The organism is Aromatoleum toluolicum, from assembly GCF_012911005.2.
Taxonomy (GTDB): domain Bacteria; phylum Pseudomonadota; class Gammaproteobacteria; order Burkholderiales; family Rhodocyclaceae; genus Aromatoleum; species Aromatoleum toluolicum.
This window is the reverse complement of sequence record NZ_WTVS01000290.1, coordinates 75,242-92,504: the sequence shown is the minus strand read 5'-3', so window position 1 is coordinate 92,504 and position 17,263 is coordinate 75,242. Positions and strand designations below refer to the sequence as shown.

General features: G+C 64.2%; 24 protein-coding genes and 1 pseudogene. 12 read left to right on the top strand and 13 right to left on the bottom strand.

Annotated features, from left to right (window positions below; all coding sequences use genetic code 11):
• The first annotated feature begins 73 nt into the window (after positions 1 to 73).
• The 12 genes and pseudogenes from GPA27_RS29350 to GPA27_RS29295 all read left to right on the top strand — a co-directional run bounded on the left by GPA27_RS29350 (position 74) and on the right by GPA27_RS29295 (position 8,884).
• Entirely contained in the window at positions 74 to 346 is a 273-nt protein-coding gene (locus GPA27_RS29350) for a hypothetical protein (protein WP_009242148.1), read from the top strand.
• Between the two features lie 9 nt (positions 347 to 355).
• Entirely contained in the window at positions 356 to 733 is a 378-nt protein-coding gene (locus GPA27_RS29345; RefSeq protein WP_009242147.1) for a hypothetical protein, read from the top strand.
• Positions 734 to 736: 3 nt separating this feature from the next.
• Positions 737 to 1,723, top strand: a complete 987-nt coding sequence (locus GPA27_RS29340; protein ID WP_009242146.1) for a DNA primase — start codon at positions 737 to 739, stop codon at positions 1,721 to 1,723.
• 155 nt (positions 1,724 to 1,878) lie between these two features.
• Positions 1,879 to 2,298 carry a hypothetical protein gene (locus GPA27_RS29335; RefSeq protein ID WP_009242145.1) on the top strand — a complete coding sequence of 140 codons (420 nt, stop codon included), beginning with the start codon at positions 1,879 to 1,881 and terminating at the stop codon, positions 2,296 to 2,298.
• 28 nt (positions 2,299 to 2,326) lie between these two features.
• On the top strand, positions 2,327 to 3,109 hold the full coding sequence (locus GPA27_RS29330) for a ParA family protein (RefSeq protein WP_009242144.1): 783 nt from the start codon (positions 2,327 to 2,329) through the stop codon (positions 3,107 to 3,109).
• Positions 3,110 to 3,121: 12 nt separating this feature from the next.
• The gene (locus tag GPA27_RS29325) at positions 3,122 to 4,414 is read left to right on the top strand and encodes a ParB/RepB/Spo0J family partition protein (protein ID WP_009242143.1); all 1,293 of its coding nucleotides are present in this window, start codon (positions 3,122 to 3,124) and stop codon (positions 4,412 to 4,414) included.
• Between the two features lie 80 nt (positions 4,415 to 4,494).
• The gene (locus GPA27_RS29320) at positions 4,495 to 4,875 is read left to right on the top strand and encodes a TrfB-related DNA-binding protein (RefSeq protein ID WP_004637276.1); all 381 of its coding nucleotides are present in this window, start codon (positions 4,495 to 4,497) and stop codon (positions 4,873 to 4,875) included.
• A gap of 73 nt (positions 4,876 to 4,948) precedes the next feature.
• Entirely contained in the window at positions 4,949 to 5,272 is a 324-nt protein-coding gene (locus tag GPA27_RS29315; RefSeq protein WP_004637274.1) for a type II toxin-antitoxin system RelE/ParE family toxin, read from the top strand.
• Positions 5,269 to 5,580, top strand: a complete 312-nt coding sequence (locus tag GPA27_RS29310; protein WP_004637272.1) for an addiction module antidote protein — start codon at positions 5,269 to 5,271, stop codon at positions 5,578 to 5,580. The genes GPA27_RS29315 and GPA27_RS29310 overlap by 4 nt, the downstream gene beginning before the upstream one ends.
• Before the next feature lie 113 nt (positions 5,581 to 5,693).
• Positions 5,694 to 6,656 carry a replication initiator protein A gene (locus GPA27_RS29305; protein WP_004637268.1) on the top strand — a complete coding sequence of 321 codons (963 nt, stop codon included), beginning with the start codon at positions 5,694 to 5,696 and terminating at the stop codon, positions 6,654 to 6,656.
• 1,356 nt (positions 6,657 to 8,012) lie between these two features.
• Positions 8,013 to 8,444 (top strand): annotated as a pseudogene (locus GPA27_RS29300) (P-loop NTPase family protein); the annotation flags it as partial.
• Positions 8,444 to 8,884, top strand: a complete 441-nt coding sequence (locus tag GPA27_RS29295) for a conjugal transfer protein TraM (protein ID WP_000718516.1) — start codon at positions 8,444 to 8,446, stop codon at positions 8,882 to 8,884. The pseudogene GPA27_RS29300 and the gene GPA27_RS29295, both read left to right, overlap by 1 nt.
• A gap of 202 nt (positions 8,885 to 9,086) precedes the next feature.
• On the opposite strand, the gene kfrC is transcribed toward GPA27_RS29295, so the two are convergent.
• From kfrC to GPA27_RS29230, 13 genes are all read right to left on the bottom strand, one after another.
• Entirely contained in the window at positions 9,087 to 9,740 is a 654-nt protein-coding gene (gene kfrC / locus GPA27_RS29290; RefSeq protein WP_000826922.1) for an IncP plasmid survival protein KfrC, read from the bottom strand.
• A 28-nt stretch (positions 9,741 to 9,768) separates the two neighbouring features.
• A complete protein-coding gene (gene kfrB / locus GPA27_RS29285; protein WP_000664557.1) occupies positions 9,769 to 10,116 on the bottom strand; it encodes an IncP plasmid survival protein KfrB in 348 nt (115 codons plus the stop codon).
• 170 nt (positions 10,117 to 10,286) lie between these two features.
• On the bottom strand, positions 10,287 to 11,318 hold the full coding sequence (locus GPA27_RS29280) for a DNA-binding protein (protein WP_011114059.1): 1,032 nt from the start codon (positions 11,316 to 11,318) through the stop codon (positions 10,287 to 10,289).
• Between the two features lie 178 nt (positions 11,319 to 11,496).
• On the bottom strand, positions 11,497 to 12,546 hold the full coding sequence (locus GPA27_RS29275) for a transcriptional repressor gene korB (protein ID WP_011114060.1): 1,050 nt from the start codon (positions 12,544 to 12,546) through the stop codon (positions 11,497 to 11,499).
• Positions 12,543 to 13,307 (bottom strand): ParA family protein, encoded by a 765-nt coding sequence (locus GPA27_RS29270; protein WP_011114061.1) that lies wholly within the window; start codon positions 13,305 to 13,307, stop codon positions 12,543 to 12,545. Before GPA27_RS29270 ends, GPA27_RS29275 begins: the two co-directional genes overlap by 4 nt.
• Positions 13,304 to 13,612, bottom strand: a complete 309-nt coding sequence (locus GPA27_RS29265; protein ID WP_011114062.1) for a transcriptional regulator KorA — start codon at positions 13,610 to 13,612, stop codon at positions 13,304 to 13,306. Before GPA27_RS29265 ends, GPA27_RS29270 begins: the two co-directional genes overlap by 4 nt.
• 106 nt (positions 13,613 to 13,718) lie before the next feature.
• Positions 13,719 to 14,048, bottom strand: coding sequence for a DUF2761 domain-containing protein (locus GPA27_RS29260; RefSeq protein WP_011114064.1), 330 nt, complete (start codon positions 14,046 to 14,048; stop codon positions 13,719 to 13,721).
• Between the two features lies 1 nt (position 14,049).
• Entirely contained in the window at positions 14,050 to 14,376 is a 327-nt protein-coding gene (gene kleE, locus GPA27_RS29255; RefSeq protein WP_011114065.1) for a KleE stable inheritance protein, read from the bottom strand.
• Between the two features lie 208 nt (positions 14,377 to 14,584).
• Positions 14,585 to 14,821, bottom strand: a complete 237-nt coding sequence (gene kleA, locus GPA27_RS29250) for a stable inheritance protein KleA (protein WP_011114066.1) — start codon at positions 14,819 to 14,821, stop codon at positions 14,585 to 14,587.
• A 157-nt stretch (positions 14,822 to 14,978) separates the two neighbouring features.
• On the bottom strand, positions 14,979 to 15,236 hold the full coding sequence (gene korC, locus GPA27_RS29245; protein WP_011114067.1) for a transcriptional repressor KorC: 258 nt from the start codon (positions 15,234 to 15,236) through the stop codon (positions 14,979 to 14,981).
• Positions 15,237 to 15,252: 16 nt separating this feature from the next.
• On the bottom strand, positions 15,253 to 16,461 hold the full coding sequence (locus GPA27_RS29240; protein ID WP_011114068.1) for a hypothetical protein: 1,209 nt from the start codon (positions 16,459 to 16,461) through the stop codon (positions 15,253 to 15,255).
• A gap of 11 nt (positions 16,462 to 16,472) precedes the next feature.
• Positions 16,473 to 16,691, bottom strand: a complete 219-nt coding sequence (locus GPA27_RS29235) for a hypothetical protein (RefSeq protein ID WP_012478187.1) — start codon at positions 16,689 to 16,691, stop codon at positions 16,473 to 16,475.
• A gap of 44 nt (positions 16,692 to 16,735) precedes the next feature.
• On the bottom strand, positions 16,736 to 17,164 hold the full coding sequence (locus GPA27_RS29230) for an antirestriction protein (RefSeq protein WP_011114069.1): 429 nt from the start codon (positions 17,162 to 17,164) through the stop codon (positions 16,736 to 16,738).
• Positions 17,165 to 17,263: the final 99 nt, after the last annotated feature.

The following is a 17,263-nucleotide window of genomic DNA, read 5'->3' as shown; positions in this document are numbered from 1 at the left end:
TTCTCTCACAAACTATTGATGGTCAATAGTTTGACGGGTAGAATGTAGGCATTGGTTGAGTAGGAGTTTCAGCATGGCAGATCAAGGCGCTTTCGACTTTGGCCCGGATGTTCCTCGGAGCGGCGTGGCTCTGAAGCGGGACTTCCACGGGTTCGCTCAGTTCCGCGAGGACGAGCACAGCCCTTGGGTGTTCTACGTGTGCGGCTTCGACTCTACCGTGACCGGCGAGGCTGGCCAATGCACCGTGTTGCGGGCCGATGGCGGCCGCGAGTGCGTGCCCATCGACGCCGAAGATCGCATCACCATCGCCGGCCGAAAGTACGGCCGGAAGCACTGGAACCATTGAGGGCCTGCCATGCGTTTCCATCGCTTCGGCAAGTACGAGTTCCGTGACACCGAGCGCAAGCGTGCCGCTTTCGCGCGCAAGCAGAAGGCCGAGCGCGAGGCCCTTCCTCTGTTCGCTGACCAAGTGGCGGCCGAGCAGATCGACGTGGACGAGGAAATGACGGCTCGCCGGCTGCAATGGGAGCGTCAGCAAGCCACTGACCGCAAGCGCCGAGCCGACAAGTGGCGCGAGGCACGGCGGCGCCTCAATGGCTACCAAGAGCCGGTGCGCGGGGCCTTGCTGGCGTACTGGCAGGGATGCAAGTGGCCTGCCGATCCGAGCTACTTCCTCTCCATGCTGCACATGTACGACACCGGCCGCCTCTCTCTCAACATCCCGAAGGCTTGAACTATGTCCCACATCTTGATCGACCACCTGACACAAGCCGCATCGTTTTACCGTGGCCAGCTCCGCGCCGCTCATCGTGCGGTTGCATACCTGAAGGCGCGCGGCCTGCGCGGCGACATCGCGGCCCGTTATGGCTTGGGCTATGCCCCGGCCGGCTTCCAGGCGCTGCGCGAGGCATTCCCGAACTACAACGACCGGGCCTTGGAGAAGGCCGGGCTGGTTGCGGTCAATGACGGCGGCCGCCGCTATGACCGCTTCCGCGACCGAATCATGTTCCCCATCCTCGATGACGCCGGCAGCGTGATCGGCTTCGGTGGCCGCGTGCTCGAAGGCGACGGGCCGAAGTATCTCAACTCACCGGAAACCGAAGTTTTCCAGAAGGGGCGCGTGCTGTTCGGTCTGACCCAGGCGGCCGAGGCCATTGCCGCGACCGGCACCGCCTATGTGGTGGAGGGATACCTGGATGTCGTCAGTCTGGCCCAACATGGTGTGCAGAACGCTGTGGCCACGCTGGGCACGGCTACAACAGGCCAGCATGTGGAGCGGCTGCTGGGCTTGGCCAAGCGCGTGATCTTCTGCTTTGACGGGGACGACGCCGGCAGACGGGCGGCTGTGCGCGCCCTGGACGTGTGCCTGCCTCATGTCACCGACGCAGCCGACGTGAGTTTCCTTTTCCTTCCGCGCGACCACGACCCGGACAGCTACGTGCGCGCCAAGGGTGGGGATGCCTTCAACGACTTGGCCTTGGAGGCTTCAAGCCTCGAAGGCTTCTTCCTGGCCAGCGCGATGCAGGGTTGCCAGTTGGAGTACGCCGAGGGCCGGGCGCGGCTGGTTGCCACGGCTGCGCCGCGTCTCCAGCAGATCAATGCACCGGCAATGCTGTGCCGGATTCTGACCGCCATTGCTGGGCCGTCCAAGTTTTCCGTGGGCGAGCTGATCGACTTATGCGGCTTGGAAAAAAACATGCTTTCAACTATTGACCGTCAATAGTTTTATGGTAGAATTCAACTCATCGGCAGCGGATGGACGGCCGATGAACCCCGGAAACAACTGTGAGCAGACAGTGGGGCGCTGAACCGATCTTTCGCACGCGAAAGGGACGATCCACCGAAGACCATCATCAACATGACTTAGGAGCTTTGACCATGCGTACTACCGTTTATGCCCGCCTCTTTGACCGACTGGCCGACCTGATCCCCAGCCTGCAATCCGCCCGCGCTGGTGCGGTTTTCTGCGCCCCTCCGCGAATCCCTGACGACATGGCCGTGTATTGCCACATTGCGGCCGCCGAGGGTGACATGCGCCTGATCGAGCTGGCCGACGACAACCAGAAGAAGGGCACGGTAATGCCTGCGCCGTGGCTCAAGCTGCGTGTGGATATGGCCAACAAGCTGGCCGAGGTGCTGGAGATGGAAGACACCTTCGGTTATCAGGTGATCTACACGGGCGGCAGTGCGGTGAATCCGCGCCGCGCCCAAATCAACATGTTCGCTATGAACTGGCTGCAAGTCATGGTGAATTTTGAGCTGTGCTTCCAGCCTGCCGACGTGTCGGTGGCGGCCTGATCGACAACCAGGGAAAGGACGAACGATCATGAAAACCATCGCTATCGCCAACCAGAAGGGCGGAGTCGGCAAGACCACTGTTGCCCGAAACCTGGCTTTCTTCGCCATCGAGCGCGGCTTGCGCGTCCTGTGCGTTGACCTCGATCCGCAAAAGAACTTCAGCAAGACCCTCCGGGCACTGCGCGAGCGTACCGTGGGCGACCAGGGCGACGAGCTGCAATCGCTGACGGGTAGCGCCTTGTTCGACGGAGAGGCCATCGAACTGCAACCGCTTCCGTGCGGGGAGTCCGCTGCGCTGGTGGCTGCTGACCGCGAGCTGGTGGACGTGGCCAGCCGCCCGCTGGAAGACCTGCACGCCCCGCGCGCTGCGCTTGCCAAGCTGGCCAAAGACTTCGACGTGTGCATCATCGACACGGCCCCGACGCTGGGGAATCCGCTGTATGCCGCGCTGATCGCCGCTGACTTCGTGGTGTGCCCCTGCACGATGGATCAAGACGCCATCGACGGCCTGGGCGACCTGTTTGAAGACATTGCGCGCGTGCAGCAACTGGAATGGAACGCCGACCTTGTGACGCTGGGCCTGCTGGCCAACCGCGTCAATACCCGCCGCGCCTTCGACCGCAACGCCCTGGAGCAACTGCGCGACGAGCTGGGCGAGGTGGTGATGGAAGGGGTGCTTTACGACCGCGCAGCCACGCAGTACGCCAAGGATCGGCCGGTGTGGCGCGTGCAAAGCGGCGAAAGCCAAATCCTGGCCGCCCGCGAAATGAAAGCGGTGTGCAACCAGATTTTCGACAAAGCCGCGATCTAAAAGGACAAGGACATGACCGCAACCGCAACCAACAAAAAGCCCGGCCTCAACCTGGGCAAGCTGTCCGCCGTGGCTCAGATCGCCGTCAAGCCGGTGCAGCCGGCCGACGCCGAAATCGAACTGGCGCGCATCTACAGCGTCAAGCAGGTTCGCAAGACGTTCCGCAACCTGGAGGAACTGGCCGAGAGCTTCAAGCTGAACGGCATCATCGAGCCGCTGGTGGTGCATGAAGAAGCGGACGGCCGCTACCGCATCATCGTCGGGGAGCGCCGCTACCGCGCCGCGCCGCTGGCTGGGCTGGTCAAGGTGCCCGTCATCATCAAGAAGGGGTTGACCGAGCTGCAAATCCGCCGTTTGCAAGTCACGGAGAACAACGACCGCGACGACCTGACCGCCTACGAGGAAGCAATGGGCGTGATCGAAGACGTGGAGCTGTACGGCACCAAGGAAGCCATGACGATCTGGAACCGTGGCGAGGCATGGGTTAGCAAGCGCATGGCTGTGCGCCGCTATGCAGACCCGGTGCGCGAGCTGCTGGAGAACGATCTGTGCGGCGACTTCGAGGTGCTTCACTGCCTCAACCAGATTTACGACATCGAGGACACGCACACCGAGTTTTCGCGCCTCTCTCACCGCATGAACGAGGGCTTGCCCTTGTCGCGCGACGAAGCCCGCAACACGCTGGCCAGAATGAAGGCATGGAAGCAGCAGCAAGACGATCTGGCCCAGCGCCGCATCGAGCTGGACAACGCCAAGAAGGCCGGCGACAAGGCCCCGGAGAAGACGCCTGCATGGCTGGAAGAACAGCGCAAGCGGGATGCCGAGCGTGCGGCTGCTGGAGCTGATGCCGGCGACCAGGACGAGGACGGCGGCCAAGACCCCGCACCGGCCCCGGCCGTCGCCTCGGGACGCGGCCAGCAAGCCCTCCCGACGATGGAGCTGACCCCGGAGCAGAAGGCCGCCGCCGAGAAGGAGCGAGCCAACGAAAAGCTGCTGTCGCTGCGGGAAGAAACCTTCGAGTGGGGCGAAGCCAATCAGGCGCAGTTCTTCAGCATGAAAACCCACATGACCACGCTGGGCCACAACATGCACGAAACCGAGTGGGTGCTGTGGCAAGGGTTCCTGTCCATGACCTTGCCGATGCTGGAAGGCATCGGCCCGGAGCGGGCTGTCATGTACCTGAAGAAGCTCCAGGGCGAGCTGAAGGACAAGACGCCGGCGCAGTTGTGGGAAGAACTGCATCCCGACATCGAGGGCGCTGGCCGGAATGCCTCTCCCGACATGCCGGAAGGCTGGCGTTTCTGACCTCTCTATGAGGGCGGCCGCTGGCCGCCTCTCTTTCAACTTTCGCGCGCGAAACCGCGCTGATGCACCGGACGGCCCCAATGAGACTGAAACGCCTTACCCCGCAAGCCTTTGACCGCGCTGCCGCCGACACCCGCATGGGCGACCAAGCCCGTGAAATGGCGCGCGCCGTGTTGGTGGATGGACGCGCCCAAGTGGACGTGGCCACCGAGTACGGTATGAGCAAGCAACGTGTCAGCGGAGCCGTGGCCACTATCGAGCGGGCATACAAGAAAACTACGACGCCGGGCGTGAGTTCCATTCGCGTGGAGCTGGATCTTCCTGAAACCTTGGCCTTGGAGCTGGCCGCCTTGGCCGAGGCAATGAAAGGGTGCGACGACGCGGCCAGATGCGCCGAGGCGCTGGATAAGGCCACGAACGCCGTGCGCAAGGCCGCCAAGTTATTGGTGGCCGCGCCATGACCTACGCGATCAACCAAGACGAGGCGCAGGGTGCTCCCTTGCGCCTTTGTCGTTTATAAACGATAATATGGACATGTTCACCGTTCGGCACTACATCACCGAGGACGAGCACGACCCGTTTCAAGAGTGGCTGAAGAAGCTGCGCGACCCGATTGCAAAAGGCCAGGTGGTCAGGCGCGTGGGCCGCATTGAGGCGGGGAACTTTGGCGATCACAAGCCCTGCCGCGAAGGTGTGTGGGAGCTGCGAATCGACCAAGGCCCCGGCTACCGCGTCTATTACGCGATGGCGGGCGCGGTGGTAGTTCTACTGCTATGCGGCGGTGACAAAGGCACCCAGGACGCCGACATCGAGCGCGCGATTGGGTTTTGGAAAGACTGGCAACGGAGGTCAGCATGAAGGATCGAAGCCACGACGAAGCAATGGCCGAACTGTTCAAGGAAGACCCGGCTTTTGCGGCCGAGTACCTAAACCAGCTTCTCCTGGATGGAGAACCGGCCGATCTACTGGTGGCGCTGCGCCAGATGGCTCAAGCGCGCGGTGGCGTGCGCGCTATCGCCAAAGAAACCGAGCTGAATGCCAACCAGCTCTACCGCACGCTGTCGCCCCAGGGCAACCCGGAGCTGCGCAGCCTGTCTGCCGTGCTCAAGGCGCTGGGCCTGCGCTTGGCGGTGCAGCCAGTCGGCCAGCACCATGCCACGGCATGAATCGGAACGCACAAAAGAAAATGCCCGGCGAGCAGGCCGGGCACTTCAAAGACCATCATCAACCCCTAACGGATCAACCCGCTTGGCAGCAAGAGACACATAAGGAGCAATGAATGTCCCATCATAACACAGACAGCGAAAGCGCAACACTTTTTCCACTTGGGCGAGGCGATGAGCCGGCAAGTGGGAACATCCTGGCCAGCGCCGTGCAACCTGACCTGTTTGTGGTGCTTGAGGCGATCCATGATTGGCCCGTTAAAGATGATGTGTCCTCAATGGAGTACCCCATCTTCTCCCTGTCAAAGAACCGCGACACGCGCATCCGCGTCTATTCGCGTGCAGGCCGGAGCATTCGCATCATCCCGTCCGCTGTGGGCGCGGCTACAGTCTTCGACAAAGACATCCTGATCTACTGCATCAGCCAGATCGTGCGAGGGCACGATGCTGGCATCAAGGTTTCGCGCCGTGTCCGCGTGGACGTGTACCCGTTTCTGCTGGGAACGCGCCGCAGCACCGGAGGCGCGGCCTACGAGCGCGTGGTGGACATGTGCCGGCGCTTGAAGGGCACCACCATTGAAACGAACGTCAAGACGAACGAGAAGGAACAGCTCGAAGGCTTCGGCTTGATCGAAGACTACCGCGTGACGACCTGGACGAAGAACGGCAAGGGCGCGCTGGAGTTGGAACTGACAATTTCTGAATGGCTCTACCGGGCCGCAATGGACTTCGACATCCTCACGCTACACCCCGACTACTTCAGCCTTGGCCAAGCCCTGGAACGCCGCTTGTACGAGCTGGCCCGCAAGCACTGCGGCGATAAGGCATGGTGGGAAATCAGCTTGCCGTTGCTGCTGGAGAAAACGGGCAGCTCGCAGACCTTGCGCCGCTTCAAGCAGGAGATCAAGGAAATCGTGGAGCGCGACCCATTGCCCGACTACCGGATGTTCCTCGACGAGTCCGTGAAGCCCAACAAGCTGGTCATCATGACCCGCGATAACGCCAAACTGGTATGCGAGGCCAACAAGGCCGGCAAGCTGTCCTGGGTGTCCTACTTCTTGCAAAAAAAGCTGGCCTGACGCCCATGCAGAGGCTCGCCGCACTGCCCCAGCTTGACCACCGGCAGAGCCTCAACCGCCCATCGTGGCCCCCTGGCCAGCGCCGGCCCGGACTCGTCTATCGGCGTACATTTCGCCTTCTTGCCAAACTGCGCGAATTCGTCTATCGCGGTACGGTTTACTCGTCTATCACCGCACACCCCTGTGCGACAAAACTACCGAAAAACCCGCGTCAGCATTGGATTTTTAGCCCGGAAGCATCCGAAAACGCCTTTTTTGCTGCCACGCTGAAAGCATCCGATACTGCCAAAAACACTCGTCTATCGGCGTACATTTGGCTACTTATCCACAGAAAAACCGGCCGTTTCGTCTATCGACGTACAAACACTCGTCTATCGCGGTACGTTTTTCTCGTCTATCGGCGTACAGCTTTCTCGTCTATCGGCGTACATGCCACTTGGAAAAAGTCTTACGCGACAAGGACTTACGACAGCTTATCCACAGCGTAACACGCGCGCGCGTTTTAACGCCTTCTTATTTAACGTTTTAACGCCGCCGAAGGGGGGTGCCCCCCCTTCTCGAACCCTCCCGGCCGGCTTCGCCGTCCTCCCATCCCCCCAGGGGCTTTGCCCCTCGGCCTTCGGCCTCACCCCAAGTCGTGCGCGCCCTTGGCGCGAGTGCTTACAAAGCCCGGCTGCGCCGGGCGGGGGTGCTCCACCGCCCTGCAACCACGGTCTAAGCGGCTCAGGCCGTCCGCAAGCGGCCGTCCTGACCTGCCCCGCAAGCGGGGCACCCTACGGGCGCTAAGACACCGGATAAATCACGCCCGCCGCGTCCTACGGCCGCGCCGGCCGCTCAACCGGGCGCGCTGCGCGCCGTGGAAGACCGTCCCTGCTACACAACCGTCAAAAAGTCTTCAAAAGGGAGGGGCGAAGCCTTCCGCGATGGGCATGAAGGCTTAAAAGGGCTGAAATGGCCGCGCAGGAGGCCCGCTACGGCGTTTTCTGACCATTGGCCAGCCCTGACCCCTCGGACACCCGGAAAAATCGCTTGTAGCGCGTTCTGTGCGGTCGATTTTTTTGCTGAACAGGGGTCGATTCAGAAAACGGAATTTAAAGCACGCTAAGGAATGCTCGATCCAGCAACGGCGCGGCTTTGCGTGTGGCGTCTGCCGCTGGAAGCGGCGTTTCGGCTGTTCTCGAAACTCGGCAGTCTCGGCGGCTCGATTCGAGAGCGGTTTTCGAGAACGGGACGGACAAGGCCAGCACTGGCGCGGCCCGCATTCTCACGGTGGCTTCTTGAAAATGATCGTTTGCGAGAGCGGTGGCCATGCCAATGGCTTAACGTACTTTATTTTCCGTTTTCTGAGACGTCCCCTACCTCATCAGCAACCAGGTGCCGGCGCTGCTCCAGGACATGGGCCACGAACTCGTGGTGCATACGGTCGTCACCGGCGGCCAGGCCCTGGTGGACACGGTGAGCGGCTTCGCCCAGCTCGCCAGCCAGTTCCCGGCCGAATGCCTGTTCGTGGTCTGGCTGAACCCGTATTGGGGGCCAATCGAGCACGAGGGCAAGGGGTTCGAGCAGTTGAAGGCGTACACGACCAACAAGGGCCGTGTGTCCGCCATCATCCAGATTCCGGCGCTGAAAGAGGAAACCTACGGCCGCGACTTCGCCGAAATGCTCCAGGATCGGCGCACCTTCGATGAGGCCCTGGCCGATTCGGCGCTCACGATCATGACGCGGCAGCGGCTCAAGATCGTGAAAACCCAGCTCTTCGCCCAGCTCGAAAACGCGGCGGTGCTCTGATGGCGGCCGACGACAAGATCGAGGAGCTGATACGGGAGATCGCGGCCAAGCACGGCATCGCCGTGGGCCGCGACGATCCGATCTTGATCCTCCAGACCATCAACATGAAGCTGATGCAGGACAGCGCATCGGCCCAGCAGGAAATCTTGGACGCCTTCAAGTCGGAACTGGAGTCCATCGCCCACCGATGGGGTGATGACGCCAAGGGAAAGGCGGAAAGGACGCTCAACGCGGCGTTGGCGGCCAGCAAGGACGCCATGACGCGGGGAATGCAGGAGGGCGCGAAGGCGGCCGCCGAGGCCGTGCGGCGTGAGGTTGAGGCGGTGACGGCGCAGCTCGTCGCGCCGATCCGCGAGGCGCGGCGCGTCGCCATGATGAACATGGTCGCGGCCGGCATGGCGGTCGTGGCCGCCGGCCTGGCCCTGTGGGCCTCGCTGTAGATGGCGATGCGGGATCTCATCGTCAGAACTGGCGATGGTCGACCGCGCCGGCGGCATCGCCAGGTTCGGCGATGCTGGCCAGCTCCCGGCATCGTCGCTTGTGACGATGCTGCAGGATGATTCCACCAGGCCCTCGGCGGGCCTCCCTCGCCAGAAATGGCGATGCTCGAGAAAAAAGCCCGGCGACCGCCGGGCTTCGTTTTTATGCGGGCCTGGCTGACAGGCCCAAGGACTGCGATCTCCCTGGCCGCTCCTGGGCCTGGGATTGCTTGCGCTCCTGCTCCTGCTTGCGCATCAGCAGCTCATGCCGGCGGGCGGCCTCGCGCATGGCATCCCAATCGGAAGCCAGCTCGGGGTTCTCGGCGCGCATCTTGCGCGTCGCCAGCTCTTCGATCTTCGGCGAGTGCAGGCCCATGCCTTCCTTGATCTCGCGGACGGCCTCCAGGCGCGCGTGAAGCGTCTGCAAGCGGGCCTGCTGCTGCGCCTGCTGGTTCTGCCAGGCTCGCTTAGAGCCGGGCAAGGAAAGCCGGCCAGGCGCGGACGCCTGGGTCTGCTGCAAACGGGCCTGCTGCCGGTCGATCAGGTTTTCTAGCCTGTCCTCGATGTGCTCCACCTGGTCGTGCTTGGCCTGCACGTAGAGCGCCAGGGTTTCGGGGTAGGACTGCTCGACCGGGGCCGCCTCTAGGGTGGCCTGCTGCTCGATCTCGGCCGCCTGGGCGGCCTCCAGCAAGTCGGCTCCGGTGTCCTCGCGCGAAGCGCCGAAGGCGGCACCGCCGAGGGTGGCCGGCGCGCTGACGCGGGCCGGCTTGGTGGCGCGGCTCTCGGTGCCGCTGCCGGGGATGGTGAGTCGTTTCAAGGGCGTGCCTCCTTTTTAGCCGCTAAAGCTACATGGAGCGCCCCCGCGTCAGTTTCGGGGCCTCTGCGGCGACTGCCGCCTTGCCCTGGGCGTTGTAGCTGATGCTCTTTGCGCTCCCAATTTCAGGTACTTTATCGAAATCTGACCGAGCGTGCATGACAAAGTTCTTGCCGATCTGCTGGTACACGTTGGTGGCGTCGGCATGAACGATCACGCCGGCGTGGGTCTGCTTCTTGTCGGCCGCTTGGGCCGTGTACAGGTTGTAGATGCCGGGCTTCAACGCGCCCGCCTTGTCTACTTTCTGATTCGTCCAAGCGCCGTCCTTTTCGGCCTGAACGATGCGTTGACCGTTCATGACCAAGAGGCGTTCTTTCATCGGGCACTCCTATGGTTGCCGTAGTTCTCAAAAGGGTGATGGTGGCCCCATGCAAGCCGCGCTCCAACAAAAAAGCCGACCTCGGCAAAGCGAGGCCGGCTCTTCCCAGCGGCCGGGTTGTGCGTTTTGTCAGGGTTCCAGGGTAATTTTAAGGAAAACCAACCGATTTATCAGGTCTTTTTGCGTCCGCCGCTGGTCGGATCGGCCGCCCGGCCTTGCGCCATGACGGTTTCCAGGGCCTCCAGCCGGCCGCGAAGCCCGGCCGCTTCCTCGCGGGCCTGGGCAGCGTCGCGCTTCGCCTGGTCGCGCTCGCCCTGGGCGGCGGTCAGCCGCTCGGCCTGGCGGTGTGCCTCGGCCGCCATCGCCTTGCGCTGCTCCTGGTGGGCCTGCTCGGCCGCCTCGGCCTTGGCCTGCACCTTCACCAGCTCCGCGCGCACCTGGTCGCGCTCGGCGGCGGCCGCCTCGGTGGCCTTCCGCTGCTCGGCCTGAGCGGCGCGCGCCTGGTCGGTCGCCTGGTTCGCCCGCTCCAGGTCGGCACGCAGCTCGCCGGCGCGGCGCTCGATCTCGGCGGTACGGCTGTTCGCGGCCGCGAGGTCGGCCCGCAGGGCCTCCACCTGGTCGGCGCTGGCCGTGGCCCTCTCCTGGGCCTTGTCGCGCTCTGCGCGCGCCTGGCGGGCTTCCTGATGGGCGTGATCCAGCTCCGTGCGCAGCTCGCCGGCCCTGGCCTCGGCCGTGGCCGCGCGCTCGCTGGTCGCCGCGAGCTTGCCGCGCAGCTCGTCGGCCTCGCCCTTGGCGGCCGCCTCGACGGCCTCCAGGGCCGCGATGCGGGCCTTGGCCTCGTCCAGCTCGCCGGTGAGCTGGTCGGCCAGCTCTGCGGCTTCCTGGCGCGCTGCTTCCGTCTCCTGGCGCACGGCCTCCAGCGCCTCGCGCTCGGCGGCCAGGCGGTTGTTCGCCATTTCCAGCGCCACGGCCCACAAGTCGCCGCCCAGCTCGGCCAGCTTGTCAGTGATCGCCTGCGGTGCCGGCTCGCGGATCGGGGCGGCCTGGCTGGCCTTGCGTGCGCGCCACTCGTTCATCGCCTCGCTGATGGTGGTGAAGCTGCCGCTGCCGAGCTGCTTGCGCACGTTCGCCAGCGTGGGGTTCTGGCCGGCCGCGTCCAGTTCGTCGGCCACCGCAAATATCTGCTCCTTCGAGATCGCCATGTCGGGCCTCCTTTGGCCGGTTGTATGTTGTAGCGTGAAGCATACTACAACATACAACACTACGCAAGCGGTTTAGCTGAACTTTTTTTAGCGGCTAAAACGCGGGCAAAAAAAGCCCCGCTCGATGGCGGGGCGATGGGTGGGGGTCGGTGGTCGGCGATGCCCGGCGCTGGGCGTGTCAGCCCTCCAGCAGCGCGACAAGCTGCACGGTGCCAAGGTCGGCCTCGAACTCCTGGCCGTCATCCTCGTATTTGAGCCAGGCCCAGCCCTCGGCCGGGGGCCGGCGGTTGAGGATCAGCCGTGCCGGCCGGTCGTCGTGCTTGACCTGGATGATGGCCTTCTTGAGCTTGTCGGGGTCGGCCTCCTTCGGCTCCTTCTTCCCCTTGGCGTCATCATCCTGCGGCCCCTGCTCGCCGTCGCCGGCCTCGGCGTCGGTCTTGCCGGTCAGCGCATCGACGGTGTTGGGATCACGGTCGCCGTCCTCGTGACTGCGCTTGTCCTCCAGGAACTCGCGCAGCAGCTTCACCGAGCCGCGCGTCAGCTCCTGGCTGTCGTCGGCCAGCCAGGCGGCCACCTCGTCGGGGTTCTTCTTGTAGGCCGTCACCAGCTCGTTGATGACAGTCACGTCCTTGCCCCGGCCGCTATTGAACGCCTCGGCAATGGGTTCGGGCAAGTCCAGCAGCGTGACGTGCTGCGTGACGAAGGCCGGCGACTTGCCGATCTCCTTGGCGATCTCGCCCTTCTTCTTGCCCTTCGCCAGCTCGCGGCCGATGAAGTCGGCGATCTCACGCGCCGTCAGCTCGTTGCGTTGCAGGTTCTCGATAACCTGGTCGGCCTCGTTGTAGTCGTTGTCGATGAAGGCCGGGATCGTGGTCTTGTGCGCCCACTTCGAGCCGCGATAGCGCCGCGCGCCGTGGTTGATGAGGTAGCGCCCCGGTGCGTCCGGGTTCTCGCGCACGCTGATGGGCGACTTCACGCCGCGCGCTTTGATCGTCTCGCCGATCTCCGCGATGCTCTCCGGCGAGAAGCCGGGGTTGTCGGCCGTGCGCGGCTGGTGCGGGTCTTCGTCGATCAGGTCAAGCGGCAGCTCCTGCGGGCCTGCGCCGCCGGCGTTGGCCGCCGGCTGCTCGTTCAGCAGGCCGGCCAGGTCGCCCAGCCCGTCCAGGCCCAGCCCGGACGATTGCGGCTTGTCCTGCTCCTTCTTCTTGGCGTTGGTCTTGGCGCTCATTGCGCGATCTCCATCTTCGTGAACACGTAATCCGCCAGCGCACGCACCTCCTGGGTGGCCTTCCGCGCGGCGGTCTTCTTGATCTTCCACACCGGCATCTGCTCGCCCAGCGCCTCGGCGATGCTGTCACGCGCGCCGATGCTGAACGGCAAGATGAGCTGCGGGTATGCCTGCTGCAACGTCGCCAGGTTGTTGACGTGGCGCGGCTTCCGCGCGTCCACCTTGTTCGGCACCATGCCGAGGAAGCGCAGCTTGGGGTTCTGCTTGCGCAGGTTGCTGATGACCGCGACCATCTTCTTCATGCCCTGCAAGCTGTACGCCTCCATTTCGATGGGCGACAGCATGTAGTCGGCCGTCAGCACGGCCGCCGTCATGGCGACGCCAAGGGAGGGGGCCGTGTCGATCAGGCACACGTCGAAGAACTCGCCCAGCGCGGCCACACTGGCCCGCAGCGCGGCGGCCGCCTGGGAAAGCTCCATCTTGTCCAGGTTCGCCAGGTTGGCGTCTGCCGCGATCAGCGCCAGGCCGTCATCCTCCCGGTCAGCGAACCAGGCGCGCAGCTCGTCGCCGCCGGCGGTGAACATGCGACTGGCGGGATAGCCCGAGTCGTGGCCGGCCAGCGTCCAGCTCGCATTGCCCTGGGTGTCCAGGTCGATCACTGCAACCCGAAGGCCGCGCTCCTGGAAGTCGAACGCCAGGTGGCAGGTTGCGAACGTCTTGCCTTGACCGCCTTTCTGAATTGCCGTGACCAGTGTTTTCATGAGTTGGGTTCCTGTTTCCTCTTTCCCTTGGCGTCGGCTTCCCAACGCTTGACGATGAACGCTTGATGCTCCGGCAGTACCGCCGTCACCCGCTCGAAGCCCTGCGGGAGCACTTCCCCCGCCACTGCCCACACGCGGCTGACCGCTTGCGATACCGCCCCCTTGGTCAGCCCCAGCGAGGCCACAAACTCGGCCTGGGGCCTTCCATCGACCAGCACGCCGCGCGCTATGTCGATGGTCTGTTGCCCGATCTCCAGGCCCTTGATCGCCGCCTGGAATTGGGCTTCGGTTAGCCGTTTCTTCATGGAGAACACCCATATAAACTCCACACCCGGTTGTTGAACAAAAGGCGGTGCCAGCCGCCGACCATGTGCAGAAGTTTAGCTAAACTCGCCGCCCGCGTCAAGCGTTTTAGCGGCTAAAAATGGGCGCGTGATCTTCTTTCTTGGCGTTCAACCTGGCCGCGTCAGCGGCACTCATGAAGAACGTCATCAGCGGGCCGACCGTGCGGCTCGAACCGTTGGCAAAGCACACGTCGAACTGACCGCCGGCGGTGTGCGGATCGACGCCTTCCACCAGTCGCCAGGGGTCAAGGCCCCATTCCTCGGATTGCGCGCTGTACCAATAGGCCGGCGCATCGCCGTTCAAGTCGCTGGCCGCGTACTCGCGCACCAGGACGGCCACCCGGCCGGTGTTCGGCTCCACGAATCCCGGCGGGTAGGGTAGGGTCTGTTTTTTCATGTCAAAGCCCCTTCGGCTTGTAGATCGAAACGAAGTAGGTGATCGCGGTCAGCACCGCGAAGTACGCCAGGAACGACCAACCGGCATACACGCCAGGCGTGTTCCAGTGGTAGAGCATCCGCACGAACTGGAAGAAGGTGGCAATCGACAGCACCCACTTGAGGATCGGCCAGACCAGCACGGTCGCCACCCATACGAACTTGACCAGGCCGGCCAGCAGGCCAGCACCGGGGGCCTTGTTGGGGGCAGCAGACGCGGCGGCAGGCTCCACCGGCGCGGGCGCGGCGGGCTGCTCGATCTCCTTGGGGAACTTGATGATGTTGGACATAGCTTGACCCTCCACGCGCTTACGTGTTGAATGCTGGGTGCTCCCACTCGGAAGCATGGTTACGGTGTGCCAGCACCAGGCCAAGCGCCCCGGATCACTCCGGGGCGTTCCTCCACCTGGGGCCGCCCTTGATCTTGCCTCGGCTCACGCAATACTCCTTCTTGGCGTCCTCGATAGGCCCGGCCGTTGCCGACCGGGCCATGTGCTCTTACCAGCCGGCCCGGCGCTTGGCCTGCTCGACGGCTTCCATCGACCAATGGCCCTTGGCCTGCCCCTCCAGGGAGCATCCGGCGAAGTACGCCTTGCCGCGCAGTTCCTCGGCTTTGCACACCAGCTCGGCCGCCTCGGCCATCATGGCCGCGATCTCGTCACGGCGGGCCGGGAAGTCGGTCGCTGCCGCGCCCTCCAGCTCGTCAATCCAGGGCATAATCTTGTTGTCGCTCATCGGACTTTCTCCGGTAGTTGACCTGGGCAATGTGCCCGGCCTTCAAGTGCTATATTAGGGCAAAATGCCCTAACCTGTCAAGCACTTTAGCTAAACTTTTTTCGCTTTACCGGAATCCGAAGGCTAAACTTTAGCCGCTAAAACCTTTCCCTTGGCGTCAATCCTCTTTCCAGATCACGCCCAGCCCGGCCTGGTCGCACAGGATCGCCCATGCCGCATAGGGAATCGGGGTGTCCTCGCCGATCCAGCGGCGGATCGTGCGGTCGCCCTTCGCGCCCAGCCCCAGCGCCTTCGCGGCCTTGCTGCCGCTGAACCCGGCCAGGCGCAGCACCTCTCGGACTTCCTCGCCGGTCGGTTGCGCCCAGCGTTCGGCCGGCTTCAAGCACTCCAGCCGGATATTGGCGTCGTTCGTCATTCGTTCGTTCTCCTGGTCAAGTGATAAGCCGCAACTGGTCGAAGCCGTAGATCGACTGGATGCAGCTCGGGTCTGAATCGACCACGCGCCGGCCTGCGCGATTGGTCTTGTACGTTACCGGCCTGTCGTCGTGCGCCCACACCTGGCGGGTGTCGGGATGCACCTTCACGATGATGATGCGCTTGCCGATGTAGCGGTCGAAAACCGGGTGATGGACGCTCACGATCTCGCACCGCTGGCCGGGCTTGAACTCCACCAGGTCGGCCGGGCCTCCATCGCCATTCCTGGCGATGCTGCAGGTTGCCGCGCTCGCTCGCGGCATCGTTGTTTCCGGCGATACAGGCCCGCCCTCGCCCGGCTCGGCATCGTCGGCTTTGACGATGCTGCAGGTCATCGTCGTTTCTGGCGATGCGGGATCTCGCTCCGGGCCTGCGCCGGTGATTTTTCCCTTGGCGTCCAACCCGGCGGCCCTGGCCGCCTTGATCCTGGTCGCGGCCTCGGCCGCCCAGCGCCTGGCGATGAAGGCCCGATGCGAGGGCAGCACCACATCGACCAGGACGAACCCCGGCGGCACCAGGACGGTCGCCGGTGCGCGCCGCGCCGGCGGCTCCAAGCCGGCCAGCCAAGCGGGCAGGGGAGCATCGGCCAGGCGGTCGCGGTAGCTGGCCTCGACCATCACCGGGCGCTTCTTCTCGGCTCGCTGCGCAGCCAGGATGCCGCGCGCAACCTCGTCCACCGTCATGCAGCCCTGCGCCGTGTCGAAGTGCGAGCGGTAGCCCGTTTCGGAGATAAACGGCCTGTCCAGGTCGATGACGTGGAACTGGAAGTGGGCACCCAGCGGCCCGCCGTAGCCGGCCTCGTACTCCACCAGGGCGCGCATGTCGCCATCCGCGACCAGGAACTGGCCGCGCTGGCCCCACAAGGGCACGTCGCCAGGCACCGCCGCGCAATGGCGCTCGATGACCTGGCCGGGCGCGTCGTGGTCGGCCATGCTGCCCACGTGCGTTCCGCCGTTCATCTTCCAGATGACGGCCTCGTATCGGTCGCTGGCCGCCTCGGCGGCCGCACCGTCACCGCGCATGATCGCCGCGTCGATCTCCACCACGGCCGCCACGGCGGCGGCCAGCAGCTCGTCGCGGTCGGTGGGCAGCTCGGCCAGCAGCTCGGCCGCCGGCGCGTTCCAGTCCTGGCCCGGCTGGGCCGGCGTCTTGCGTTTCTTCGCCATCGGCCGGCCCCTCAAGTGTCAGCACGCCGCCACGCGATCACGTCGCGGGCTTCGTAGCCGTGGCGCTTGCAGTCGTCGCAGAATCCCGAGCTGAACCCCTTGTGGTTCGTGCCGATCCATGCGGCCGGCTTGCCGCATTCGTGGCCGTAGGTGCCCGGCTCGGCGTTGTGGCACTTGCCGTCCGTCGCGTAGCTGTTCGTCGGTGCCTGGGGAGCGTTGTTCCTGGTCATGGTCGCCTCCTGGAAGCCCCGGCCGAAGCCGGGGCCGCCCCTCATCAGTCAATAGCCCGGTAGATCGCGGCCGCCTCGGCGTGGCTGGCTGCGAAGCCGCGCAGGAAGTGATAGCGGTCGATCAGGGCATCGCCGGCGTCCGTGTCGGCGGCCTCGGCCGCGAGCTGACCCAGCGCGAACAGGGTTGCGACAATGCCGGCGGCGTCGGCCGACAACTCGCCTCGGAAGCCGTTGCCGTCCACCTCGATCTCCAGGCGGTCGGCCAGGTCGGGGGCCATGTAAAAACCGCCGTCCGACAAGGTGTAGTAGTGCCAATACGCGCCGCTGTAGCGTTCGCAGAGCCGGCGAAGCCAGGCATACACCAGGGCCTCGCCGCGCATCATCAGACGCGGGCCGAAGTAGGCGGGCAGGAAGTCGAGGCGCTGGGCCTCGGCGACCAGGGAAGCGGTAACGGGTTGCTCTTGGGTGTTCATCGGACTTTCTCCGGTAGTTGACCTGGGCGAAATGCCCGGCCTTCAAGTGCTATATTAGGGCAAAATGTCCTAATCGTCAAGCACTTTAGCTAAACGTTT